The organism is Armatimonadota bacterium (assembly GCA_036504095.1).
Classification (GTDB): domain Bacteria; phylum Armatimonadota; class DTGP01; order JAKQQT01; family JAKQQT01; genus DASXUL01.
Genome location: DASXVS010000025.1, coordinates 1 through 24,519, shown reverse-complemented (window position 1 = coordinate 24,519; position 24,519 = coordinate 1). Strand labels below are relative to the sequence as shown.

Here is a 24,519-nt window from a genome sequence, read left to right as displayed (position 1 = left end):
TCCGCGCATACAATACGGGCAAAAGAGAATTGCCCCCGTTTGCCTGGAGCGACCGAATGACCAATCCCACATCGCGCACACTGCACGTCATATCCCACACCCATTGGGACCGCGAATGGTACCTCCCGTTCCAGCAGTTCCGCTATCGTCTCGTGCGCCTCATCGATCGCCTGATGGACCTCCTCGACTCCGATCCGGACTTCAAGGTCTTCCACCTCGATGCCCAGACCATCGTTCTGGAGGACTACCTGGCCGTGAAGCCGGCCAACCGCCCGCGCCTCGAGAAGTTCATCCGCGAGGGCCGGATCCTGGTCGGGCCGTGGTACCAGTTGAACGACGAGTTCCTGGTGAGCGGGGAGTCCACCATCCGCAGCCTGCTCATCGGTCACCGTATCGCCGCGGAATTCGGGGGGGCGATGAAGATCGGCTACCTGCCGGACCAGTTCGGCAACATCAGCCAGATGCCCCAGATATTCCGGGGCTTTGACATCCCGTACGCCGTGGTGGGGCGCGGACGCGATTTCAGGCCGGGCGACAAAATGGAGTTCCTGTGGGAATCGCCGGACGGCTCCAGCGTGCTGACCTCCTTCCTCGCCTACTGGTACAACAATTTCGAGCGCATCCCGGAGGACCACGCCGAGGCCGTCGCCCGTGTGAAGGAACTCACGGAGAAATACATGGCGCCCGCCGCCGCCAGCAGCCATCTGCTGTTCATGAACGGGGTTGATCACTTTGAGGCGCAGGCCAACCTGAGCGGCAAGATGAAGGCGGTCAATGCGGAATATGAAGGCGGTCAGTTGGTCCACAGCACGCTGGACGATTACTTCAAAGGTGTCGAAAGCGAGAACCTGGACCTCCAGAAGGTCGTCGGCGAATTGCGCCACGGCCCCAGCCTGGGAGGGCTGCCGGGGACACTCAGCAGCCGCGTCTACCTCAAGCAGGCCAACGCGAGATGCCAGACGCTTCTGGAACGCTATGCCGAACCGCTTTGTACGATCGCGGATGCGGTAGGGGAGAAGTACCCGCGCGAGTACCTGACCTGGGCGTGGAAGCGCCTGATGGAGAACCACCCGCACGACAGCATCTGCGGCTGCAGCCAGGACCAGGTGCACCGCGAGATGGAGGTCCGCTTCGAGGAGGTCCGGCAGGTCGGCGACGAACTCGTCGCGACCGCCTTCGGCGCTATCGCCGAGAATCTCCGGGTGCCCGCGACGGTCGAGATGGAAGGCCGCCACACGACCTTCGCCGTCTTCAACGCGCTCTCATTCCCCCGCACCGATATCGCCGAAGTCACCATCGATTTCGCGCTCTGCCCGCCCAACCGCTACAAAGCCGTCGCGGACGAATCGACCGACGTCCAGAACGTTGCGGTCTTCGATGAGGAGGGCGAGCCCGTCACTTTCCACATCGTCAGCAGCGAAATCCGCCAAACCCGCGTCATCTCGCCAACCGTCCTCCCGATGGCCCAGCAAATCCGCCGTTTCGTCATCCAGGTTCGCGCCGCCGACGTCCCACCCGTCGGCTTCAAGGCCTTCCGCGTCGTCGGCTTCCAGGGTCAGGACGGCCACTCCAACGCCGGCGCCACGATGGCGACCGGCGCGGAAGGCCAGCGGACAACCCTCGTGAAGAGCATGGGTGGCTTGGAAAACGAGTTTCTATCAGTTGTCGTGTGTCATGATGGGGCGTTCTCAATCAACGGGCCAGTTGGGAATTTCGGATGCAATACGTTGGAAGATGGTGGGGATGTCGGGGACGAGTATGTATATCGAGCGCCCCGCCGCGATGCAGTTATCAACAGCAGCCAGTCGGAGGGGCAGATAGAACTGGTTGAGAACACGCTCCTGGCTGCTGCGTATCGAACGCGGATGACTTTGGACCTACCCGCCGCCGCATCCTCAGATAAGGAGGCGCGCGGCCTGCAACGGGTGTCCTTGCCAGTGGAGACCACCATCCGCCTGAGAGCGGATCAACCGTGGGTGGAGATCACGAGAGTTGTGGAGAACTTGGCGAAAGACCACCGCCTCCGAACCTTGTTCCCAACCGACTCGGATGCTGGTGTCACGTTTGCACAATCCGCTTTCGATGTGATCGAGCGGCCTCCTGTGTCACGGGACGTGTTGTCTGTCCAGGCTGGGCAGCACCCGTTGGAACAATGGGTGAGCGTTTCGGGCAATTACAGAATTCCTGATCTCCAGGATTTTCCCAGGATCTCGCTAACGGTCCTGACAGACGGCCTCTACGAACACGAACTCCTTCGAGACGGCGAGGGCACGCTGGCCCTGACCCTTCTTCGCGCCGTGGACGGCATCAATATGATCAAGCACGACCCGCTGGGGCATGACCGTACCCCTGACGCGCAGTGCCAACGCACGTTGACCTTCCACTACGCCGTATTGCCCCACCAGGGCACTTGGGAAGAGGATAAGGTCTGGAAGGCAGCGCACGCCTTCAACACGCCTCTGCTGGCGATGCAGACGCCCGAGGCTGAACGGGAAAGCCCCGATTACAACCGCGTGCGGCTTGCGCTTCCCGCCCGAGAGGGCGGGGGCCCGGGCCTGCTGCTGGAGCCGGACTCCCTCGTCCTCAGCGCGTACAAGATGGCGCAGGACCGGCACACGCGCATCGTCCGGTTCTGGAACATAGGCACGCAGGTTGCTGAAGGCAGGGCAGGCATCCCGGGCGCGAAGGCCGCGTGGCGAGTAAATATGAACGAGGAACGGCAGCGCGGCCTGCCGATAATGGAAGATGGGACTGTGGCGATCACGGCGAAGCCGAAGGAGATCGTGACGGTCGAGTTCGAATATTAACGATGACCGATGAACGATGAGCGATGAATCCCGGGATTGGACTGGTGTGGACGCAGACGCGTCTGCACCGGACTCTCTTCGTTCATCGTTCCAGCTTCATCGTTTCTTGTGGGAGCAAACTATGCAACTGGCTCAGAAGGTTGCCGTCCTGGTGGACGCGCAAAACCTCTATTATTCCTACCGGCGCCAATACAATGGGCGCGTAGACTACGGAAAACTGCTGGAGCGCGTGGCCGCCGGACGACCCGTCGTCCGTGCTATCGCCTACGTCATTTGTTCACCGGAAACGGACGCCACCAATTTCCTCACGGCGCTTCGCCAGATGGGCTTTGAAGTGAAGTCCAAGCCCCTGAAAGTCCGCCCGGACGGCAGTGTAAAAGGCGACTGGGACATGGGCATCGCGCTGGACGCCCTCGCGATTGGGCAAAAAGTGGACACCATCTGCCTGGTCTCGGGCGATAGTGATTTCGCCGACCTCGTGACCGCCCTCAAATCGAAGGGTGTCCGCGTGGAGTCGTACGGGGTTCGCGGCAGTTTTGCCGAGGAGCTTCAGCGGGTGTCGGACGCGGCGTTCTACATCGATGAATACCTCTTGCGCCCGATGCCGGCCCGCGTAAACGGAGAGCGCGAGATGGGCTACGGCCATCACCCGAAAACCCAGGAGATGCTGCCCGAGAATGGCGCCGTTCACCCGGACCTTGAGCCCGGTGAGATTCCGACGCCGAGTCCGCTCGCCGGGGTGCGAGGGGTTACCGACGTTCCTCACCACATGGACCGCCCATCATGACGATCGCGGACCTCAAACAGAGCCTCGACGCGCTCGCCGAGAAGATCCCCGGCCGAGTCGCCTATGCGTTCGAGCACCCGGCGTCCGGCGCCCGTGTGGAGCGTGCGCCCGACGAGCAGTTCATCTCCGCGAGCGTCATCAAGACCCCCATCCTGATGGAGGCCTTTCGCCAGGCGAAGGCGGGACAAATTGACTGGGAGGAAATCCTCCCGTTACGCGACGAGGACAAGGTCGGCGGCTCCGGAGTGCTGAACGTGCTGCACGCCGGCCTGCCCCTCACCGCACGCGATGTGGCCGTTCTGATGACCGTTGTGAGCGACAATACCGCCACCAACATAATGATCGAACGCCTCGGGGTTGTGAACGTCAACAAGTTCATCACGGATCATGGCCTGTCCGTCACGCGGTGCGTTCGCAAACTCTACGACATGCCGTTGATTGAGAAGGGAATCCACAACTACATCGCTGCGGGCGAGATCAATTACCTGCTCACATTAGCCGGAGACGGACGCCTCAACGGCCCCGAATGGGACGCGGACCTCATCGGCATGATGAAAAAGCAGCAGTACAGGGAGAAGATCCCCCATCTGTTGCCACCCGATGCCGTCACCGCAACAAAATCCGGATCGCTCGACGAGGTTTCCCACGATTGCGGTATAATCTACCTCCCCAACGGAGACTGGTTCGCCCTCACTATCTGCTTCGGAGACCTCAAAGGCCGAGAGGACGATACGAACCGCGACGCGGCCAACCTCATCATGGCCATGATGGCGCTCGCCTGCTACCGCTACGTTGCAGAGACAATCTAATCACAAAGGCACGAAGATACAAAGGCCCGGGATGAGTGCTGAGTCACCGCATGATGTCTGCCATCAGCATTCCGCACACTATTCCGCACACCGAGATCATCAACTCCGCTTGCTGTCTTTGTGCCTTTGTGGTTAGTCGAGGTCTAGAAGAACTCGTACTCAACCAGGAGCCTCGCCTGGTTGTCCGCCTGGCTTGTCAGGGCGAAGTTCGTGCTTAGGATGGCGCGCGTGCTGGGACTAAGATCGTAGGCCACGGTGGGGCCAAGGCCGTGGACTCGATCGCGGAATGAGCCGATGGCCTCAAGGCCGGCGCGTAGTTTCGGGTTCTTGGTCCCACGCGCATAGCCGAGCGCGTAACCGGTTTCTGTCTCCGCTCCACTCCCTGTGCGACGGGTCGCGATCAGATTTAGCGACAGGTTTGTATCTGCTTTATACCGGCTGAGGAGGATCTTGCCCTCCAGTTCGCCGGTCTCACCCTTCACTTTCTCGTATTCCAGATACGCGGAAGGTAGGACAGCGCCGTCCTTGTAGTCTCCCATCCGGTAGATCGTCTCGATTTTATAGCCGTTGACGCCGGATTCGCCCGATGTCTTCTCGCGCAGTGCGTAAGCGGCCACGGTAAGTCGATCCGTGATTCCTGTCTCGAATTCCACCTGGCCCTGATAAGCCTTCTCATGGGTGGCGTAGGTATTCCAGACCTCAATTTCCTTTTCACCCTTGGCTGGGGTCCACCATTCATATGTGAATGCGAAGTCGCGTCTGTTGGCTCGGGCGGAAGGCGCCGTGGCAGGAAGCGCAATCGCGGCGACAACCACGGCCCACAAAATGTACTTGTCTCTGATCCTCACAAGAACTCCTGTTAACCAGCTCGTTAATTCCGACCAATATGGTCGTATATACACCAGCACTCTTGCCCCGCTCATCGCGTCGAGTCAAGTACAAAACGCTACTGCGGGATCAACGCGCTTACTGAATGAGGTGTCAAAACTCTATCCTTGCCTCCCACTTCTCCTATGCTCGGAGGTGGCGGAACGAACTGCCGGCCCGTATGGGCTCCGCCCGCTTCTGGGTATTCCCATTCATCACTCAGAACTCATCACTGGTCTCCGCGTCTTTATGCTTTTGTGGTCAGTCGGTCGGGAACCTAACCCCGCTTCCATGGCGTCAAGGTAATTGATGGCTGTCTCCGCGAACAAACTGGGCAGGTACGAACTTCGCCGCGAGATTGCGCGTTCCAATGACGTTGTTTACGAGGCCTGGGACCCCGCGGTAAACCGGCGCGTGGCCTTGAAAGAGATGGTCATGCCGCCTGGTGTCGGCGCGGCCGCCGCTGATGAGCGCGTCCAGCGCTTCTACCGTGAAGCGCGCGCGGCGGGCGGCCTTTCGCATCCCAATATCGTCACCATTTACGAGGTCGGCGAGGATATGGGCCGCCACTTCATCGCGATGGAGTACCTTGAAGGCCCGACGCTGCGCGAATCACTCCAGGGTGGCCAGCCGTTCCCGGTGGACCGCGCGGTCCTCATCGCGGCGCAGATCGCCGATGCCCTCCAGTACGCCCACTCCCATGGGGTCATTCATCGGGATGTGAAGCCCGATAATGTCCACCTCGTGACCCCAACTGTCCCCAAGCTCACTGATTTCGGCATCGCGCGAATTCAGGCGGAGACCAATATAACCCTTTCCGGGCAGGTTTTCGGCACGCCGTCGTATATGTCGCCGGAGCAGGTCGCGGGTGGCGAGATTGACGCTCGGACCGACGTCTTCTCCCTGGGCGTCATGCTGTTTGAGATGGCGGTTGGCCGCAAGCCGTTCACCGGAGAGAGCGTCGTCACGATAACCTATAACATCGTCAACGAAACGCCCCTCATCCCGCCAACCATCCCCGATTACCTGGCGGCGATCATCCGCAAGGCACTGCACAAGCGCCCCCAGGACCGCTATGCCACCGCGGGCGAGATGGCCGAAGACCTCCGGGCGCATCGCGCGCCGAATGGGGCTGCGGCATCCGCGCCGGGGCCGGGATCATGGGCGCCCGCGCAGGGACAAGGCACAACCTACATGCCCGGGTCCCAGCCGGCGGGCGCGTTCATCATCCCGACGCCACGCCGCTCGTTTGAATGGCCGAAACTGCCCCGACTCAGTGACGAGGCGCGTGTCTTCATGGCCGCGTTGGCCGCCACGCTGGCGCTGGGCGCCCTGATCGCCTGGGGCATCTGGGCCAGCAGCCAGGAGTTCCGGCAGCAGCGCACGGCGGAGGCGATGGCGTCCGTAGACGCGCTTCGCCGGCCCGGCATCGCGGCGTACAATAACGGCGATTACGGTCGCGCGGTGGACCTGTTCGTCCGCGTCTACAGCGCCACACACGACCCGCGTGACAGGGCCAACCTCGTGAATGCGTACATCGAGTTTGGCCTGTCGCAGTCGGGCGACAACACGCTCCGGCTTCTCAATGCGGCGTACCAGCTCGACCCGGCGAACCCGAGAACCCTCATTTACCTGGGCTCCTATTACGACACGGCCGGGGACAAGGGTACGGCGCTTCGGTGGTACAACGCCGGGCTCGCCGCGATGTCCGACCGCCCTGAAGACGTGACGCAGCAGATGCGGAGCAACCTGGCCGTCATTTACGTCAACCTGGGCGATTACGCGAACCGGTCCGGCCCCATCAATGGCCAGACCTCCCAGGATCTGTGGCGCACCGCCCAGCGCATCGATTCCATCGGCCCGGCCGGCGCCGCCGCCGCCCAACGCCTCGGCACCCAGTAACTAGCCTACTCCGCCGTAACCCCGACGCGCGGGCGCCTCGCCGGAACATGGAGCGCGTTCGCCTCGCCCGAAAATGGAGCGCGGGCGCCTCGCCCGAAAATGGAGCGCGGGCGCCTCGCCCGCATTCGGTAGGTCGGGCCTCCGTGCCCGACAACGATGATTCGACGCGAAGACTGCTGAGGCTCGCGGAAGATATCCCATACCCGCCCCAGAGCGTCGCGTATCTGGTCCACCAGCGTTGGGGGATAGGGGACCACCGGGATGCCGCGCACATAAACGACACCGCCGGCCCGTCATTCTGAAGCGAAGCGAAGAATCTCACTAACATCAATCGTCGGCCCAAACTCGCAGGATCCGCCGCCCTGGTACGACCTACTTCCGGCCGTTGCCGCCACCCACTTGGCATCCTTCATCCTCCATTTTTGATTTCGCATTACTCCGCAGGTTCCCCAATGCCATACCTGCCAACTCCAGCAGACATAATGTAAAATAAACAAGACAAATTGCCCAGTTTACTTGACATTCGTATTCGCCAAGCGGTACCTTCCGGATGAAGGAGGTGGGTATGAAAACAACAGCTCGCTTGATGAACAGACTCAGGGTGGCCCGCGCCGAGCGGGATCTCTCGCAGGACGATCTTGCCCGCCTGATCGGGGTGACCCGCCAGACCATCAGTTCGATCGAAACCGGCGCCTACTGCCCGTCCGCGCTGCTTGCCTTCAGGCTGGCCCGGCATTTCGACAAGCGTGTCGATGATTTGTTCTACATGGAAGGAGACGAGGGATGAGGTCTTTACCGATTGAGCGCGATGAGCGCACAGAAGCCGTCGAGAACGCCAGCTATCGCCTGGCCTATATGCTGATCTCGTTTGGCATCCTCCTGGACGTGATGTACAGGAGCGGACGGCTGCATCAGCCCTGCTGGGACCTGTTCGCTCTGGTTATCGTGAGCGGAGCGGCGGGCCGGGCATACCAGGCCCGCCAGCATGCGTTGGGGCCGGGCTGGGCCAGAAAGGCGGCGCTAGTGATCGTTATTGCGGCGTTCGTCGGCGCCGTCGCAGCGCTGATGGTGCGATAGGCTCCCTGGGGAGGCATGGTTCCTCGTTCATCATCACGCCTGGTGCTACAATTCCCCTGAAGGAATCGTCTATGTCCACTCAACAAACAGCCCTCGGCGCAAGACCCGTATTCGTGGTTGTGGATGGCTACAGCCTCCTCTTCCGCGCGTTCTTTGCCACGCCCAACCTCCGGACATCCGACGGCCGGCCGACAAACGCCCTCTACGGCTTTGCGAACATGATGCTCAAGCTGCTGGACGACTACAAGCCCACGGCCATGGCGATCGCCTGGGATGCGCCGTCCGCCACATTCCGCCATGATTCCTACGCAGAATACAAGGCCGGCCGGCAGGCGGCCCCGGACGATTTCAAAGCTCAGGTCCCGGCCGTTCTCGACATGATCAACGCGCTCGCACTCCCGCTCATCGAAGCCCACGGCTTCGAGGCGGATGATGTCCTCGGTACCCTGGCGTGCCGCGCGGCGGTCGAGGGCTACGAGGTCTACATCGTCACCGGCGACCAGGACGCGATGCAACTCGTCGATGACCACGTGCGCGTGGTTTTACCTCAGCGGGGCGTGACCGACGTAATGCTCTATGACAGCGCCAAGGTCATGGAACGCTACGGTATTCGCCCGGACCAGATGGTGGACTACAAGGCCCTCAAAGGCGACTCGTCCGACAACATTCCCGGAGTCGCGGGGATCGGGGAGAAAACCGCCGCAAAGCTGATCTCCGAGTTCGAATCTCTCGACAACCTGTACGCGAACCTGGACAGCGTTAACCCGGACCGCATCCGCCGGCTGTTGGACGAAGGCCGGGACCAGGCGAGCTTCTCGCGCGACCTTGCCCGCATCCATTGCGACATCGACCTTCACGTGAACCCGGCCGGCTGCGTCGTGCGTGAACCCGATCCTGCCACGGCACGCGAGTTCTTCGCCGAATGGCAGATGCGCTCCCTGGAGAACCGGTTCGCCGCGAAGATGGATGCCGCCGCGGCGCCGCCCGAGCCCGTCCTGGGCGAACGGGTCTCCGACTACCACACACTTGCGAAACCCGCAGAGGTCTCGGATTTTGCCCGAACGGTTCAACCGGGCAGGCTGGGTGTTGCCCTTGACCAGGATGTGCGCGGCGCCATTGTCGGCATCGCACTCTCAGCCGAACCGGACAGCGCCGTCTACGTGCCCATCACCCACGCGGCATTCGGCACGCTGGATATGGGCGTGGGGCTGCCACCGTCCGTCGTGGACCCCGTCTGGGTGGCGGCGCAGGGACGCATCACCGCGCACAACGCGAAGGCGGTTCTCAAGGCGTTGGACGGCGTCGCGGATATTCAAGTGGAGTTCGACACCGCCGTTGCCGGCTACCTGCTGGATGCCACCCGCTCCGATTACCGCCTCGCTGACCTGGCTGCGCAGTTCCTCGGCGTCCGCGCTGACTACGTATTTGCCAAGGCCGATCGGAAATCGGTCGAAACCGACGAGCAGCGGCATCTGCGATTGATGGAGGAGGCGGACCTGGCGCTGGCGCTCGCCGCGCCGATGGCGGACGAGCTGGTGCGAACCGGACTGAAGAAGGTCTTCGATGAGGTGGACCTTCCGCTTGTGCCCATCCTCGGCGAAATGGAACGCACCGGAATCGGCGTCGACTCCGAGGCGCTGAAGCGTTTGTCAGCTGAGTTTGACCAGGCGATCCGTGATGCCGAAAGCGTCGTCCATACGATGGCGGGCGAGAAATTCAATATCGGCAGCACAAAGCAATTGCAGCACGTCCTGTTCGAGTCGATGGGCCTGAAGACCGGCAAGAAGACGAAGACCGGATTCAGCACGGACAGCGGCGTCCTGGAGCAGCTTGCAGCCGATATGGTCGAGAGCGGTCAGGACGCCAGCATCGTTCAAGGCATCCTGGATTACCGGGAACTCACCAAACTCAAAGCCACCTACACGGACGCGCTCCTGAACGCGCGGGACCCAGCCACCGGGCGCGTTCACACGTCGTTCAATCAGACCGTCGCCGCAACGGGGCGCCTCTCGTCATCTGATCCCAACCTCCAGAACATCCCCATCCGCACCGAAATAGGCCAACAGATCCGCGCATGTTTCGTGCCGGGCCGCGGCAAGATCCTGCTCAGCGCCGACTACAGCCAGATCGAGCTTCGTGTCCTGGCCCACTACACGAACGACCCTGAGCTAACGCGCGCCTTCGCCGAGGACGAGGACATCCACCGCATCACCGCGTCGCGCATATTCGGCGTCCCTGAGGACGATGTCACACCCGCTCAGCGCCGCGCGGCAAAGACCGTTAATTTCGCGGTCCTTTACGGCCAGAGCGATTTCGGCCTGAGCGCCCAGTTGAAGATTCCCCGGAAAGAGGCGAAGGAATACATAGAAGCCTATTTCGCCCGGTTCCCGAGTGTGAAGGATTATATTAACGACACACTCACCGAAGGCAGGGAAACCGGCTACGTGACGACGCTTCTGGGCCGTCGCCGCGCCGTTCCGGAACTGAACGACCGTAATCACAACGTCCGCGCCTTTGGCGAACGCGCCGCCGTGAATTCGCCCATCCAGGGGTCGTCGGCGGATATCATCAAGCTGGCGATGATCCATCTTCGCGACGAGCTGCGCGACAGGGGCGAGCCAGCAACGCTTTTGCTTCAGGTCCACGACGAACTCGTTCTGGAGTTGCCGCCGGAGAATCTGGAACCTGTCGCCCACCTTGTCCGTACAGTGATGGAGGAAGCCTACCCTTTGAGCGTCCGCCTCAAGGTGGACGCAAAGGCGGGTCCCAACTGGCGAGACATGAAGCCGGCGTAACCGGCCCGGCCAGGCTGTCCGTAGTGACTTATTGCATTATTCGCGACGTCTAAGGAGAAACGTATGAAACTGAAATCAACGCTGGCGATGATGGCGGTCGCAACGGGAGCGTTTGCTCAGACCGCCGCGCCCACCGGTCAAAACAAGGTTGTCATCTCTCAGGGCCAGCCCATCGCGGCCGTGGTCGCCACATTGGCCAAGGCGGCCAACGTGGAAGCGGTTGTCGATCCCAGCATAACTGGCAATGCCACTCCCGCCGTGTCAAAACTGACTCTCGAACCGGCGCTCACCAGCATCGCGACGGCGAACCATGTGCAGTGGCGACGGGTATACCTTAAAGAAGCCGAAATCCCGCGAGACAAGGATGGGAAAATCTCTGTCTCCAAGTTGCGTCAGATGGTTGAGGCCGTTTCGGCCGCACCGGAAATCAGCGTCGGCGTATTCGACCCGGCGACCGGGACCATCGCGATGTCCACCCGCACCGCGGCCGCTTCGCCGGCCACGCAGGAATGGCTCAAGGCACGCAAGCCAGTCTATCTTCTCTATCGGCCGACGATCATGGGCTCCGCGTTTGGCAACTCCGGCGATCCCGTCGGCGATTATCTGACAACACAGCGCAACTCGCTGGACGCCTTCCGCAACATGACGCCGGAGCAGCGCAGCCAGGCGATGTCGCAGGGGATCGAGCAGGTCCTGAACATGGACCCCGAGGCGATGGGCGAAATGATGCAGCAGAGTATGGCGGCCGTTCAGAATCTATCGCCGGAGGTCAAGGCCAAGCTGATGGACATCTCGATCAAGATGATGACGCCTCAGGCCAAGCCGAAACAGTAGGCGAGAGTGTCGGGCGGCATCCCGAACGCAGCGTAGCGAGGATTGAGAGGAGCGAAGTCGAAGGACGCACACAACGGTGGGCGTCCCTCGGCTCCGCTCGTTCGTGGTTACGACCGGGTTGGATCGTTGGTCCGCTTAGTTCGTCGACTTCGCGTCGAGTCTGGTTTGTAGAAGGAGAGAACGTATGAAACGACTAATCGTGTTGGCTGCGGCGGCGCTCATGCCGGCAGCCTACGCGCAGCCGAAGTCGGCGCCCGAAGCGCCGCAACCGGCGAATAAGGTCATAGTTACCCGCGGCCAGACCGTTGCCACCGCCGTTGCCGCCATGGCGAAGGCGGCGAACGCCGTTGCCGCTGTGGACCCTGATATCAACGTCAATGTGTCCGCCGCGACAGCCAGGCTCCCGCTGGAGCAGGGGCTGGACACGATCGCGAAAGCCAATCACGCCATCTGGCGCAAGGTATACCTTCCCGAGAACGAGATTCCGCGCCTCGCTGGCGGCGCCGTCGATGCCCGCCGCCTGAAGCGCATTGTTGCCAGCCTGGATGGCGTCAATATGCCTAACATCGGCGTCGTCGATCCCGCGACGGGCCAGATGACCGTCGTCTCGCGCGACCTCGAAGCGTCGCCCGCCATGAAGGAATGGGCAAAGACGCGCAAAGCCGTATATCTGCTCTACCGGCAGACAGAAAGCCCGGCAGCTGCGCCTGGTCTTCTGGGAGACGCCCTCCCGCCCGGCGGGCTCGACGCCCTGAAGGCCATGACTCCGGAACAGCGCGCCCAGTGGATGAAAGACCACGGCGGCGTGGTGGTCTCCTCCGATATGACACCGGAACAGCGTGCCCAGGCGTTGCAGAGTCTGCCGCCCGAAGAACGCGCCCGCATCGAGGAGAAGATGAACAAAGCTGCGCAGGACGGCGGCAAGAGCATGGTCATCATGCAGCGCCAGGAAGTGACCCAGTAGGTCGGGCTCCCGTGCCCGGCCCAGTCGGTCTGCCTTGAGCGCCAGACGCGCGCGGCATCGTCAACCTGATGTACGAACCTCAACAACACCTATGACTCACGACCTCCTGCTGGCGCTCGACGTCGGCAACACGAACATAACCCTTGGTGCGTACAAGGGCGAGGAACTCGTCGCGCACTGGCGCATGGGCACCAACCGGCACATCACGGCGGACGAACTGGCCCTCGCCTTCAGTGGCCTCTTTCGGCTTCAGGGCCTCGGCGAACCCACCGAGGTCCTCGCCGGCGCCGCGTCCTCGTCCGTCGTACCGCCTCTCGACCGCGCCATCCGGGACTGGGGTGAGCGCTACCTCAACGGGCGCATCCTCGTTGTCGACCGCACCGTGGACCTTGGCATCAACATCCGGTACAACCCGCCCGAAGCCGTTGGCGCCGATCGCCTTGTCAATGCAGTGGCGGCTTATCACGCATACGGTGGACCATGCATCGTCGTCGATTTCGGCACGGCGACCACGTACGACGCCATCGCCGAAAATGGCGATTACCTCGGCGGCGCCATCGCGCCAGGCCTGGGCATCAGCGCGGACGCTCTGCATCGCGCTGCCAGCAAACTCCCGCAAACCGAACTCGCCAAACCGACGGCCGCCATCGGTGTCACCACGGCCGACAGTCTCACCAGCGGTCTCGTCTACGGCTACGCGGCCCAGGTAGACGGGATGGTTCGCCGCTTCCGCAGGGAACTCGGTCCCAACGCGCGCGCCATCGCCACCGGCGGCCTCGCCGGTCTTATCTGCGCCGAAACCGAGGAAGTGAGTGAAGTCGACCCATGGCTTACCCTCGACGGCCTCCGCCTCATCTGGGAGAAAACGATGAACGATGAACGATGAGCGATGAATCCGGGTCCGGCATTCATCGTTCATCACTCATCGTTCATCGTTTGCTTGTATGCACTACGGCCCCATTGAAACCCGAAGCCCGCTCGTGCTCAGCCCCATGGCGGGCTACACGGACCACCCGTTCCGCCTCCTCTGCAAAGAACAGGGTGCCGGCCTCGTCTGCACGGAGCTCCTCAGCGCCACAGCCATGTGGTACGGCAGCGAACGCACGGACGAGATGATCGACTTCACGGACGATGAGCGCCCCGTGGGTGTGCAGATTTTTGGCGGCGATCCCGATCATATGGCAAACGCGGCCCGCATCGTTACCTCCAAAGGCCCGGATTTCATCGACGTCAACCTGGGCTGTTCGGTGCCGAAAGTAACGCGCACCGGGGCCTGCAGTGCGCTGGCCCGCGACCCGGTCCGCCTTCGCGAGGTTCTCACGGCGGTCATTTCCTCAACGCATCTCCCGGTGAGCGTCAAGATGAGGAAGGGTTGGGACGAGGGCGAAGTAAGCGCGCCGTGGGTATCGGAACTCTGCCAGGAGGTGGGCATTTGCGCCGTCACGATTCACGGGCGGACCGCCAGACAGGGCTTCGACGGGAACGCCGACTGGGATATCGTCAGGCACGTGAAGGGACTGGTGACAATCCCCGTTCTTGGCAGCGGCGACCTCAGGACGCCCCAGGATGTGAACCGCCGTATGGACGAGAGCGAGTGCGACGGCGTCATGATCGGCCGTTCCGCAATGGGCAATCCGTGGTTCTTCGCCGCAGCCAACGCGTATCTCGAAGAGGGTGAAGCGCTTGCCGCGCCGGGGACCGCTGACCGCATTGCCATGATGCGCCGCCACCTGTTGCTCAATGTGGAACAAAAAGGTGAGCGGATAGGCGTTGTGGCGTTCCGCTGCCAGGTGGCGGCATACTGTAAGGGAATTCCTGGCGGCAATCACCTGCGTGACGCGATTATGCGCATGCCCGGTCTGTCCGATGTCCTGAACTTGCTCGACAATTACCGTGAACCGCAGCAAGAAGCGGAATAGCGCGGAGCGACTGTGATTCTGCGCCTCTCCATAAACCCCTGCGGTTCCAGTCCGGCGGAAGGAGGCGATTCGTGAAAAGACTGTTATTTGCGGTGGCGGCGATGCCGCTGATTGCCGGTTGCAGCCGCGTGGCCGTGACCACTGAGGTTAAGCCGGACGGCTCCTGGACGCGTCAGGACGTTTTCACGCAGGCCAAATCCGGCATGGGCGGCGCGCAGCTCTCCGATGTCTTCACCCTCCCGGCACAGGGCGCAGGATGGACCGCCAAGAAGACGGTGACCGTAAAAGAGGTAACCTATACCGCCTCGCTGAAGGTGAAGGGACCTGGGCAGTTCGGCAAGGATATCATGGTCCGCCGCAAAGAGAAAGGTCCCGTCCTCGTTACGAACACTGTCGTGGTTCGGCAAATTGCGCCGGGCCGCTGGCAGTATACGGAGACTCTGCACTGGGCCGGGGATAAGCCCGCGGAACTCGCGAACCCTCCGGCTGATGCTATCGCGGCAATCAAGGGAGCGTTGCCGGCGTCAATTGCCACCGAAGCCAATGCGAAGGCGCTGGCCGTTGGACTGGTGCGTGGGCTCTGGGGCGCCATGTTTGGCCCCGGCCAATCGGTCCTGCCTCAGTTGATGCTTCAGCCCGACGCCGCGGAGCACATCCTCCTGCAGCGCCTCGGCCGATCGATCGATCGCACGCTTGGCGAAACCGTTGGCAGCCGACTCACTGCGGAAGAGCGCCGCGCAACGGTCAAGAAACTCATCGGCGTGATGTCCGCCCAGGCCCAAGCCAAAGGGTCTCCGGAGCCAGGTGGATCATCTTCAGCGAGCAAGGACGGGACCGATATGCCGTCCATGACTTTCACCCTGAAGCCGCCAGGCACGGTAGTGGAGACAAACGGAGAGTCTGACGAATACGCGAATGAGGTCTGGTGGACGCTTTATCCCGAGGCCGCCGCGCTCGGTGACATCGTTCTCAAGGCCACCTGGAAGACCGCCCCGCCAAAGTAGGCCCGCGAGGGCCGGCATGCCGCGTCACGGTTTCCCGATAATCAGCCCGGAAGGAGGCATCTGTGAAAAGGGTAGTCAGCGTCAGCCTGGGATCTTCCGCCCGGGACAAATCCCAGGACGCAGAGTTCTTCGGCGAGCAGTTCCGCATCGAGCGCGTTGGCGTCGACGGTTCGTTTGACAAGTACATCGCCAAACTCGAGGAACTGGACGGCAACGTGGATGCCATCGGTATCGGCGGCCTCGACGTGTACCTCTGGGCAAACGGCCGCCGCTATGCCTTCCGCGAGGCTAAACGCCTCGTCAGCCATCTCCATAAAACGCCGTGGGTGGATGGAAGCGGCCTGAAAAACACTTTGGAACGCGAAACCGTCCGCCGCCTCCAGGCAGACGGCACGGTTGACTTCCGGGGCAAGAAGGTCCTGATGGTCGCCGGCGTCGATCGCTTCGGAATGGCCGAAGCGCTTCACGAAGCCGGCGCCGATCTCGCCATGGGCGACCTGATGTTCACCCTCGGCCTGCCCGTCGTGATACGGCAGTGGTCGTCATTCCAGCTGATCGCCAAAATGCTGCTGCCCATCGTCGTGCAGGCGCCGTTCAAACTGCTGTATCCAACCGGGGAGAAGCAGGACACGATTACGCCGAAATACCCCAGGTGGTATGAGTGGGCCGACGTCATCGCTGGTGATTTCCTGTTCATACGCAGGTATATGCCGGAGCGCATGGACGGCAAGGTCATCCTCACGAACACAACACGCAAGGCCGACCGTCAGCAGTTGGTGGATCGTGGTGTCGCCACGCTCGTCACAACGACGCCCAGTTTCGGAGGCGAATCGTTCGGCACCAACGTGATGGAAGGAGTGCTCGTGACCGCTGCCGGCAAGAGGCCGGAGGAGATGACTCCCGAAAGCTACATGGAAATGCTCGGCCGCCTCAACTGGTCCCCCAACGTGGACCGCCTCGGGTGAAAAACTGAACGATGAACGTTGACCGGTGACCGACATATCTTGGGGTCAGAACTCTGACCCCTGCCACCCGATACCCATCAACGGCCACCTGCCACCCGACCTCTGCACTTGCCTCCACGGCATTCTGGGTGTAGAATAAGGCGGCACGCAAAACGCCCCGGCCACCGCCAGGAGGCGAAGCGCGCCCTTTTGACATGGAAAAGTTCGCATTCGTTATACATCCTCTGGACGCCCGAAAAGACGTGGCGCGCAAGTATCCCATTGCCCGTTACCTCCCGGAACAGGTTGTCGAGTTCGCCATCAAGTTCAGCAATCCCCAGGTGGTGGGGCACTGCACCGGCATCCGCGCGGCCAATGGCGCAGAGGCGGAGGGTTGGTTTGTCGCCTGCCCGCTTTCGGCGCGCCAGATGTTGGAACTCCCCACAGAGTTCGTCTACGATCGCATCGTTCAGTGCGGAATGATCGCCGCGGATTTGGGCGCCGGTATCCTGGGTCTCGGCGCCTTCACCTCTGTGGTTGGTGATGCCGGCGTCACGATCGCGAGCCGCCTGCCCATCGCGGTGACCACCGGCAATTCCTACACGGTGGCCACCGCTATCGAGGCCGCGGTCACTGCGAACCAACTGCTTGGTCGCAACGTCGAAGATTCCGTGGTTGCCGTCGTTGGAGCCACTGGTTCCATCGGGCGCACGTGTGCGATGGTCCTCGGGCGCGACGCCAGATCAGTAACCCTTGTTGGACGAACCGAGTCCAAGCTGAACGCTGTTGCCGGGGAAGTGCGGGCGAGCGGCGCCCGCGAGGTCACAACGTCCACCGATGTCAAGTCCGCGCTCAAGGCCGCCGATATCGTTGTCACGGTCACCAGTGCGGTTGATACGGTGATCCACCCCGCGGACCTTAAGTCCGGCGCGGTTGTATGCGATGTGGCTCGCCCGCGCGATGTGTCGGTCCGCGTGGTGAAAGAACGGCCCGATGTCCTCGTCATCGAGGGAGGCGTCGTGAAAATCCCTGGCGACCATGTGGACCTTAATTTCTCGTTCGGATTTGAGCCTGGCACGGCTTACGCCTGTATGTCGGAGACGATGATGCTCGCTCTCGCCGGGCGCTACGAAAGTTTTACGTTAGGTAAGACCGTCAGCGTGGAACAAGTGCGGGAGACTCAGCGTTTGGCTCAAGAGCAGGGCTTCAAGCTTGCGGGTTTTCGGAGTTTTGAACGCCCCGTTACGGATGAGACGATCGAAAGCGTTAAGAAAGCGATCGCCGCGCGGTAGAGCGAATGTGCTCAAGGTATTGACCATGGAACCAACGGGTGCTAGAATTGGTCGAACACTCATCGGGTCACGATTAGCGGTGAAGCGCCGGACAGGCGTTTCGCACGCGGCACGGTAGATATAGTACTCGCCTGTGCCGGTTTGCCGGGCAACGATCCGCCATTACAGGCGGGGAACCGTTGCCCGCCTTGCCGCAAGGGCGTTGAGTCCGTAGAGAAGGTAGGACGGTTCACATGCCAGAAGAGGCTGCAGTCCTGGAGGGAAGCGTTATCCTCACAGCCGAGGGTGCGCGTCGCCTTGAGGAACAACTCGAACGACTGCGTAGCATAGAGCGCAAGGAAGTCGCCGATCGGATTCGCGAAGCGAAGGCGTTTGGCGATCTTTCGGAGAACAACGAGTACGAAGTCGCCAAGGAACAGCAGGCGTTCGTCGAAGGGCGTATCCTGGATCTCAAACGCATCCTGGGCGCCGCTTCCATCGTTGAACAGGATGACGTCCCAACGGACCAGGTTGGCGTGGGATCCCTTGTGGAAGTCCAGGACATGGAGTTCAAGGAGAAATGGCGTTTCCAGATGGTTGGCCCGGTGGAGGCAAACGGAGACGACAAGATCTCGTATGAATCACCGGTCGGCCAGAGTCTGATCGGCTCAAAAGTCGGCGAAACCGTCTCGGTGGATGTTCCCGTCGGCCGGCTCAAATTCAAGGTTCTGAAAATCGGGCGATAGCCCGCGTGGGCACGGCTCCCCCTGTTTGGGGAGGGGCCGGGGGTGGTTGCCCTCGTCAGCAATGCCGGCGTCCCCGCCGGCTTTGCTTCAATCGCGATCCGGCAGTTTCGCGGCGGTACCCTTCCACCATCCGCCATCCACCAATACTCGCCATTTGCGGCGGCGCTTCCTAAAATGGAGTTGATCTCCAGATGGGCGCAGCCCCATCCCTTTCCGAGAGGCCCGGATTCCTGATGCCCGCACTTCCGTTTCCAGACGCCGAAGACGAACTGATTGCCACGCGGCTCGAAAAACTGCGCGCTCTGCGCGAGGCCGGACTGGATCCGTTCGCCGTTGAGAAATTCGAGCGGACGAACCTGGCTGCGGACGTGTCCGCCCGATTCGACGACCTCGAAGGAACGGTCGCCCGCATGGCGGGTCGCGTCGTTGCCATCCGTGTCATGGGCAAGGCCCAGTTTATGCACATAGAGGATGGATCCGGGCGGATTCAGATCTACCTCAAGAAGGATACCCTTGGCGACGAGGCATACGCGCGCCTCAACCTTGTGGACAGCGGCGATTTCCTCGGATTCGAAGGCGAGGTCCACAAGACGCGCACGGGCGAAGTCACCATCTTTGTCTCGTCGTACCAGGTGCTCAGCAAGGCTCTTCGCCCCCTTCCGTTCGGCAAGCAAACAGACGAGGGAAAGGAGTATGGTACCCTCGTAGACGTCGAGGAACGGCATCGCCATCGCCACCTGGACCTGGCCGTGCACCCGGAAGTCCGGGAACGGTTCCGCCAGCGCAGCGCGGTGGTATCCAGCGTTCGAAAGACTATGGAGCGGCGCGGCTACATGGAAGTCGAAACCCCCGTTCTTCAGCGAGTCGCCGGCGGCGCCGCCGCGCGGCCGTTTCGCACCCACCATAACGCTCTGAACGCAGACCTCAATCTCCGGATCAGCCTCGAACTGGAATTGAAGCGGCTGATCATCGGCGGCTTTGAACGCGTGTATGAGATCGGCCGCGTCTTTCGCAACGAGGGCATCAGCACCCGCCACAATCCCGAGTTCACGCTCATGGAGTGCTATGAAGCCTACGCCAACCTCGAGGACGTGATGGGCCTCGTCGAAGATGTATATTCCTCGGCAGCGATGGAACTGTATGGCGAACCCAGCATTCCATATGGTGAGGGACGCATCAGTGTCGCCCCGCCCTGGAGACGCCTGCCGCTTCTGGAAGGCATCGAACAATATGCGGGTGTGAAACCGTCAGAATTTGAGACCCTGGAGTCTTCCCTTCGAGCGCTGGAGGCCGTCGGCCTCCCCACCGAGGGCGAGCACCTCGTGGGCGGCATCATCGAGAAGTTTCTGGAACGGTTTGTGCAGCCTAATCTCAAGGAACCGACGTTTATCACCAACTATCCACTGGAAACATCACCGCTCGCGAAGAAGCACCCCGACAATCCGAAACTTGTCCGCCGCTTCGAAGCGTATATCGCCTTGCAGGAGGTCGGCAACGCGTTCAGCGAGCTCAACGACCCGGTGGACCAGTGGGAGCGGTTCGCCGCTCAAGCGGACCTCCGGGCCGGGGGCGACGAAGAAGCGCACCCGATGGACACCGAGTTTGTCAAGGCGATGACCTATGGCATGCCGCCAACGGGCGGCCTGGGACTTGGCATCGACCGGATGGTGATGGTCCTGACGGACACCGCCTCCGTGAGAGACGTGATCCTGTTTCCGCAGATGAAACCGGAAGGGGCGTAGGAGGAGCGCGTGGCGATGGAATTCAGAGTGGTGGTTGAGGCCCAGCGCAACACGTATCACGCGTACTGCCCTAACCTCAAGGGCTGCCACAGCTGGGGCGCAACGGTGGAGGAGGCAATGCAGTACATCGAGGAAGCCCTCCAGTTCTACGTGGACAACGTGGACGCCGATGAAAACGTCGACGGCGACGACCCCGGCTTCGGCTACTATACCCCCGCCAACTGACCTGAGGGCGCCAATACCCCGTTACTTTCACGGGCACGGCTTGCCGTGCCCGTTTTCGTGTGGATGGCGATCGCGTGGCAGTCGATCGGACCGCCGGTTGCACCACGGCTGTCCCAACCTACCACGCCGAAGGATCGTAGATTGCCCCGGCGAATAGGATCATTCCCGTCCGGTTGTCCCGAATCAGGCAGATGAACGGCCGATCCACGAAGATAGGCACGTGCATGCCCGCGGTGTTGTATCTTTGCATGGTCATCGCTCCCGCCCGGGTACCCTCCTCGTCCACCTCCAGATAAGCGTTCTGGATCGTGCGGCTCAGGTAGATGGGGTTCCCAGACCTGCTGGTCGCCATCGCGGTGAAGTCCGCCGCCGCTGGGTCATACGCCGGCGCGAGGCCCATCTCCCGAAGGGCCGGGTCCAGTTCGGGCCGGCAGCTCACCTTGAAGCGAGGCATCACGATTCCGCCGACATGTGATCCCATGTGCTTCGTCCACCGATCAACGTTCTTCGCGGTGATGAGCGGCAACAGCTCGGATAAATGCGCCTTGACATCGGACCTCGGCAGCACGATCAGCATGCTCATGGAGCCGTCGCCGTACGGAAGACAGGCAACCGTGTAACCCCACAGGCCCTCGGACGGAGACTGCACCTGTCCGCCGGTGGCCTGCACAGCGCCGGACCGGGACATCATGGGCAGTATCTTGATGACGCCATCCTCGAGGTGGAACTCGTCGGGGTGAGTGTTCGCCCGCTTGAACTGATCCTTCCACTTGCCGTGGAATGTGATGGTGTTCACGAGCGCGATATGTTCTTCCCGCGCCATCGGTGGGATTACCGACGCCAGGCTCGCGTTCGAGTTCCGGGCGATCCACCCGGTCAGGCGGGCCATGCCGAGCGCCGTGTGCAGGTCTGCCGATTCCACGTCGGACTTCAGGTCAGCTTTCATCAACCCAACGAACGCCGGATTCAGGTCGACCGTGGAATCGGACCACAGGCTATTGGCGGTCTTGACCTGAATGCGTGGGTCCGTATCTGCAAGGTACTCCCGGATACTCCTCTGCGTGGCATTGGCTGCGGCAAGACCGGAGGGCGCGAGGCGCAGCGTCTTCATAACAGCTGCCCTTGTTGTTCCGTCTGCCGCGTTGGCGCACGTCGTGGTGACCGCTGAGACGCTGTAGGGGGAGAAGAAGATGTTCTGTCCCGGCTTGGCGGTGCAGAGGCGGCGCAGCAGCCCAAATCCGAAATCGTTGGCCGCAGCGACAACCCGCGCATCGGGAGGTGGACCGCCTGGGTTGTGCCGACGAAATCGCGCGACGGTGTCTGCCGTGGCCTCGCGGACGGACTGGATGCCGTTGTACCCGTACACGATTACGATCTGTACTGGGTCCGGCAGGCCGGTGAACAAGGTGAAGATCTCAATTACGAATAGCGCGGCGAGCGTACAGCCTATTCGGCGGGTCCATTTCATAAGGCGGGACTCTGGCATTGAAGGCGCTCCTTTCGGTCGGCGGGCGTGTATGGGGTAGTGCTATTGTCGGTAACAGGCTGAAAGGCGTGCAGGCGTGTCAGTCCCGTTCGCCAGTCGCTAGCGGTGCTGTCGCCCCGTCAATCCGGACTGCGGTGGTTCGCTACGGCTTTGCCCGTATGGAATTGGTTCGGGCTCCTAAGTGTCAAGTGTCCCAACGACCGATCCCCGCTACAATGCTGAAGGATCGTAGATTGCCCCGGCGAACAGGATCATCCCCGTCCGGTTGTCGCGTATCAGGCAGATGAACGGCCTGTCCACGACAATCTTCCGCGGCTTTCCAAACGTGTTGAAGACCATCACCCTCATCGAGGCTGCCCTCGTGCCCTCCTCGTCCACTTCCAGGAAGGCGGTTTCAACCGTCCGCCCCAGGTAGATATTCTGCCCTGATCTGGCTTTTGCCATTGAACTGAAGTCGGCGCGGCTTGCGTCATACGCCGGCGCCAGGCCAGACTGCCGCAGAACCGGATCCATCTCCGGCCGGCATCGCACCCTGAAGCGTGGCATTTCTATACCGCCGTCAAAGGAGCGTAAGTGGCTCATCCACGTGTCTACCTGTTTGGCGGTGATCAGTGGGAGAATATCCGCGACCCGGGCAGCGCGGTCAAACGCAGGCACGATGATCAGCATGCCCATGGAGCCGTCTCCATAGGGGAGAGACGCCACCAGGTAACGCCGTTCGGACTTGCCATACTCTCCGTCGAATCCCCGGACGGAGCCCCTTCGCGACATCATCGGCAGCTGCTTCGTCGTCCCGCCCTCCAAGTGAAACGGGCCGGGTCGGGTATCTGAGCGCTTGAACTGGTCCTTCCACCTGCCGTGGAAGGAAAGGGTGTTCACGATGGCAATGTGCTCTTCCGGCGCCATTGGTGGGATGCCGGACGCTAGTTGTGCGTCTGAGTTCCGCGCGATCCAGGCCGTGAGGCGGGCCATGCCGGCGGCGCTGTGCAGGTCCGCGGACTCCACGTCCGCTTTGAGGTCTTTCCGCATCTGGCCGGTGAACGCGGGATTGAGGTCCACGGCGGAATCGGCCCACAGGCTGGTGGCGGTCTTGACCTGGATACGTGGGTCGGTGGCCGACAAATACTCACCAAGGCTCTCCTGGGCCGTGTTTGAGGCAGCGAGGTCCGCCGGTGTCAGCCGGAGCGTCTTCAGGACTGCCGCCCGCGTTGCCCCGTTGGAAGCGTTTGCACATATCGTCATTGATGCCGCGACGTTGTATGGAGAGAAGAACACGTTGCGGCCAGGCGCGGCGTCGGACAGGCGGCGAAGCAGGCTGAATCCCAGATCGTTGGCAGCGGCAACGACCCTCATGTCGGGAGGCGGGCCGCTCGGGTTTCGGTGGTGGAAACGTGCCACCGCGTCGGCTGTGAGTTCGCGGACAGACTGGAAACCGTTGTAACCGCACACGATCACGATCTGGACGGGGTCCGGCAGACCAATGGCTACCATCGCGACTTCGAAGAAGAACAATGCAACGAGGAGGCGTGCATTTCGGTGGATCCAATCCGTTACGCGGAATCGTCTCATGGAGGCTGCCCCCTTTGCCTTGGATGCTAGTACACTACAGCGTGATTGTCGGTAACAGCCCCACAGGCGTGCAGGCGTGGTCGGGCGTGTCAAACCGGGGGAATCCCTCGCTCGGCGGGCGCACGCTTGAGCGCAGCGTTGATCCCCGAGCCGCACTTCCCGAAAAACTCCTGAAGTTCACCTTGACCCCACCCGATCCCCCGTGTATACTGGGAAAGGTGCTGGTTGGAGACAACCCCGCACCGCCAGGAGACCCGGCCAAAACGCCGGAAAAACTGGAGACAATTGAGTTTTGAACTCCGCGCCACGGCAACCGATGGACATGTTGCTCAGCAATATGAACCCAAAGGGCCGCCGGCTGCGGAGGTTTTTTTCGCCCAAAAATCGGGTGGAAAAATGAGTGGACAACGGCACTTGGTAACGCTATACTGCCGCATGCCACTCCGGGTGGCAATGCCTTAGCACCTTGACAATCGAGCAGCGTATCTGGTGAGCCTGCTGGTTTCTGTAATGGAGCCGGTAGGACAAAGAAACTAGTTGAGAACTAGTGATTGGTCTCTCTCTTTGATGGGAGGGATTAAGAAGCAAAACTCTTGGCTAGGGTTTGACCTCTAAACGAGACTGAGCGGCGGGTTAGCGATAACCTGCTGATACAGATAAAATCTATGGAGAGTTTGATCCTGGCTCAGGACGAACGCTTGCGACGTGCCTGAGAAATGCAAGTCGAGCGGACATGAGGATTTCGGTCTTTGTGTTAGCGGCGAACGGTCG

The 24,519-nt window shown here is 61.6% G+C and carries 21 protein-coding genes and 1 rRNA gene; 19 read left to right on the top strand and 3 right to left on the bottom strand.

The features are described 5' to 3' along the window. The first annotated feature begins 56 nt into the window (after positions 1-56). The 3 genes from VGM51_05105 (at position 57) to VGM51_05095 (ending at position 4,403) form a co-directional block, all read left to right on the top strand. Positions 57-2,807, top strand: a complete 2,751-nt coding sequence (locus VGM51_05105; protein ID HEY3412424.1) for a glycoside hydrolase family 38 C-terminal domain-containing protein — start codon at positions 57-59, stop codon at positions 2,805-2,807. 121 nt (positions 2,808-2,928) lie between these two features. Then, on the top strand, positions 2,929-3,594 hold the full coding sequence (locus VGM51_05100; protein ID HEY3412423.1) for an NYN domain-containing protein: 666 nt from the start codon (positions 2,929-2,931) through the stop codon (positions 3,592-3,594). Further along, the gene (locus tag VGM51_05095) at positions 3,591-4,403 is read left to right on the top strand and encodes a serine hydrolase (GenBank protein HEY3412422.1); all 813 of its coding nucleotides are present in this window, start codon (positions 3,591-3,593) and stop codon (positions 4,401-4,403) included. The genes VGM51_05100 and VGM51_05095 overlap by 4 nt, the downstream gene beginning before the upstream one ends. Before the next feature lie 143 nt (positions 4,404-4,546). Here VGM51_05095 and VGM51_05090 read toward each other — a convergent pair whose 3' ends face one another. Beyond that, positions 4,547-5,251: a transporter gene (locus tag VGM51_05090; protein HEY3412421.1), complete on the bottom strand. Its 705-nt coding sequence runs from the start codon at positions 5,249-5,251 to the stop codon at positions 4,547-4,549. A 328-nt stretch (positions 5,252-5,579) separates the two neighbouring features. On the opposite strand from VGM51_05090, the gene VGM51_05085 reads away from it, so the two are divergent. The 14 genes from VGM51_05085 (at position 5,580) to VGM51_05020 (ending at position 20,693) form a co-directional block, all read left to right on the top strand. Continuing rightward, positions 5,580-7,172, top strand: a complete 1,593-nt coding sequence (locus VGM51_05085; protein HEY3412420.1) for a serine/threonine-protein kinase — start codon at positions 5,580-5,582, stop codon at positions 7,170-7,172. 565 nt (positions 7,173-7,737) lie between these two features. Then, positions 7,738-7,959, top strand: a complete 222-nt coding sequence (locus VGM51_05080; protein ID HEY3412419.1) for a helix-turn-helix transcriptional regulator — start codon at positions 7,738-7,740, stop codon at positions 7,957-7,959. Then, on the top strand, positions 7,956-8,249 hold the full coding sequence (locus VGM51_05075; GenBank protein HEY3412418.1) for a hypothetical protein: 294 nt from the start codon (positions 7,956-7,958) through the stop codon (positions 8,247-8,249). The genes VGM51_05080 and VGM51_05075 overlap by 4 nt, the downstream gene beginning before the upstream one ends. Positions 8,250-8,320: 71 nt before the next feature. Further along, positions 8,321-11,044, top strand: coding sequence for a DNA polymerase I (polA, locus tag VGM51_05070; protein ID HEY3412417.1), 2,724 nt, complete (start codon positions 8,321-8,323; stop codon positions 11,042-11,044). A 63-nt stretch (positions 11,045-11,107) separates the two neighbouring features. Continuing rightward, complete coding sequence (locus tag VGM51_05065) at positions 11,108-11,878, top strand: hypothetical protein (protein ID HEY3412416.1); 771 nt, start codon at positions 11,108-11,110, stop codon at positions 11,876-11,878. Positions 11,879-12,062: 184 nt separating this feature from the next. Further along, positions 12,063-12,842, top strand: a complete 780-nt coding sequence (locus VGM51_05060; protein HEY3412415.1) for a hypothetical protein — start codon at positions 12,063-12,065, stop codon at positions 12,840-12,842. 91 nt (positions 12,843-12,933) lie between these two features. Then, positions 12,934-13,728, top strand: coding sequence for a type III pantothenate kinase (locus VGM51_05055; GenBank protein ID HEY3412414.1), 795 nt, complete (start codon positions 12,934-12,936; stop codon positions 13,726-13,728). Between the two features lie 58 nt (positions 13,729-13,786). Next, entirely contained in the window at positions 13,787-14,761 is a 975-nt protein-coding gene (gene dusB, locus VGM51_05050) for a tRNA dihydrouridine synthase DusB (protein ID HEY3412413.1), read from the top strand. Positions 14,762-14,832: 71 nt separating this feature from the next. Then, a complete protein-coding gene (locus VGM51_05045; protein HEY3412412.1) occupies positions 14,833-15,765 on the top strand; it encodes a hypothetical protein in 933 nt (310 codons plus the stop codon). 62 nt (positions 15,766-15,827) lie between these two features. After that, positions 15,828-16,730: a quinate 5-dehydrogenase gene (locus VGM51_05040; protein ID HEY3412411.1), complete on the top strand. Its 903-nt coding sequence runs from the start codon at positions 15,828-15,830 to the stop codon at positions 16,728-16,730. 194 nt (positions 16,731-16,924) lie between these two features. Then, a complete protein-coding gene (locus VGM51_05035) occupies positions 16,925-18,001 on the top strand; it encodes an SDR family NAD(P)-dependent oxidoreductase (protein ID HEY3412410.1) in 1,077 nt (358 codons plus the stop codon). Between the two features lie 233 nt (positions 18,002-18,234). Continuing rightward, the gene (gene greA / locus VGM51_05030) at positions 18,235-18,726 is read left to right on the top strand and encodes a transcription elongation factor GreA (protein HEY3412409.1); all 492 of its coding nucleotides are present in this window, start codon (positions 18,235-18,237) and stop codon (positions 18,724-18,726) included. Positions 18,727-18,959: 233 nt separating this feature from the next. Continuing rightward, positions 18,960-20,468 (top strand): lysine--tRNA ligase, encoded by a 1,509-nt coding sequence (gene lysS / locus VGM51_05025; GenBank protein ID HEY3412408.1) that lies wholly within the window; start codon positions 18,960-18,962, stop codon positions 20,466-20,468. 15 nt (positions 20,469-20,483) lie between these two features. Then, positions 20,484-20,693 carry a type II toxin-antitoxin system HicB family antitoxin gene (locus VGM51_05020; GenBank protein ID HEY3412407.1) on the top strand — a complete coding sequence of 70 codons (210 nt, stop codon included), beginning with the start codon at positions 20,484-20,486 and terminating at the stop codon, positions 20,691-20,693. A 118-nt stretch (positions 20,694-20,811) separates the two neighbouring features. On the opposite strand, the gene VGM51_05015 is transcribed toward VGM51_05020, so the two are convergent. Continuing rightward, positions 20,812-22,179: a serpin family protein gene (locus tag VGM51_05015; GenBank protein ID HEY3412406.1), complete on the bottom strand. Its 1,368-nt coding sequence runs from the start codon at positions 22,177-22,179 to the stop codon at positions 20,812-20,814. A gap of 210 nt (positions 22,180-22,389) precedes the next feature. After that, on the bottom strand, positions 22,390-23,748 hold the full coding sequence (locus VGM51_05010; GenBank protein ID HEY3412405.1) for a serpin family protein: 1,359 nt from the start codon (positions 23,746-23,748) through the stop codon (positions 22,390-22,392). 14 nt (positions 23,749-23,762) lie between these two features. Here VGM51_05010 and VGM51_05005 point away from each other — a divergent pair, with 14 nt between their 5' ends. Both VGM51_05005 and VGM51_05000 read left to right on the top strand, forming a co-directional pair. Next, positions 23,763-24,044 carry a hypothetical protein gene (locus VGM51_05005; GenBank protein ID HEY3412404.1) on the top strand — a complete coding sequence of 94 codons (282 nt, stop codon included), beginning with the start codon at positions 23,763-23,765 and terminating at the stop codon, positions 24,042-24,044. Between the two features lie 366 nt (positions 24,045-24,410). Continuing rightward, positions 24,411-24,519, top strand: a 16S ribosomal RNA gene (locus tag VGM51_05000); the annotation flags it as partial.

Coding starts and splice junctions, on each gene's coding strand:
- VGM51_05105 (HEY3412424.1), top strand. CDS start 57: ATGACCAATCCCACATCGCGCACACTGCACGTCATATCCCACACCCAT.
- VGM51_05100 (HEY3412423.1), top strand. CDS start 2,929: ATGCAACTGGCTCAGAAGGTTGCCGTCCTGGTGGACGCGCAAAACCTC.
- VGM51_05095 (HEY3412422.1), top strand. CDS start 3,591: ATGACGATCGCGGACCTCAAACAGAGCCTCGACGCGCTCGCCGAGAAG.
- VGM51_05085 (HEY3412420.1), top strand. CDS start 5,580: ATGGCTGTCTCCGCGAACAAACTGGGCAGGTACGAACTTCGCCGCGAG.
- VGM51_05080 (HEY3412419.1), top strand. CDS start 7,738: ATGAAAACAACAGCTCGCTTGATGAACAGACTCAGGGTGGCCCGCGCC.
- VGM51_05075 (HEY3412418.1), top strand. CDS start 7,956: ATGAGGTCTTTACCGATTGAGCGCGATGAGCGCACAGAAGCCGTCGAG.
- polA (HEY3412417.1), top strand. CDS start 8,321: ATGTCCACTCAACAAACAGCCCTCGGCGCAAGACCCGTATTCGTGGTT.
- VGM51_05065 (HEY3412416.1), top strand. CDS start 11,108: ATGAAACTGAAATCAACGCTGGCGATGATGGCGGTCGCAACGGGAGCG.
- VGM51_05060 (HEY3412415.1), top strand. CDS start 12,063: ATGAAACGACTAATCGTGTTGGCTGCGGCGGCGCTCATGCCGGCAGCC.
- VGM51_05055 (HEY3412414.1), top strand. CDS start 12,934: ATGACTCACGACCTCCTGCTGGCGCTCGACGTCGGCAACACGAACATA.
- dusB (HEY3412413.1), top strand. CDS start 13,787: ATGCACTACGGCCCCATTGAAACCCGAAGCCCGCTCGTGCTCAGCCCC.
- VGM51_05035 (HEY3412410.1), top strand. CDS start 16,925: ATGGAAAAGTTCGCATTCGTTATACATCCTCTGGACGCCCGAAAAGAC.
- greA (HEY3412409.1), top strand. CDS start 18,235: ATGCCAGAAGAGGCTGCAGTCCTGGAGGGAAGCGTTATCCTCACAGCC.
- lysS (HEY3412408.1), top strand. CDS start 18,960: ATGCCCGCACTTCCGTTTCCAGACGCCGAAGACGAACTGATTGCCACG.
- VGM51_05020 (HEY3412407.1), top strand. CDS start 20,484: ATGGAATTCAGAGTGGTGGTTGAGGCCCAGCGCAACACGTATCACGCG.
- VGM51_05015 (HEY3412406.1), bottom strand. CDS start 22,179: ATGCCAGAGTCCCGCCTTATGAAATGGACCCGCCGAATAGGCTGTACG.
- VGM51_05010 (HEY3412405.1), bottom strand. CDS start 23,748: ATGAGACGATTCCGCGTAACGGATTGGATCCACCGAAATGCACGCCTC.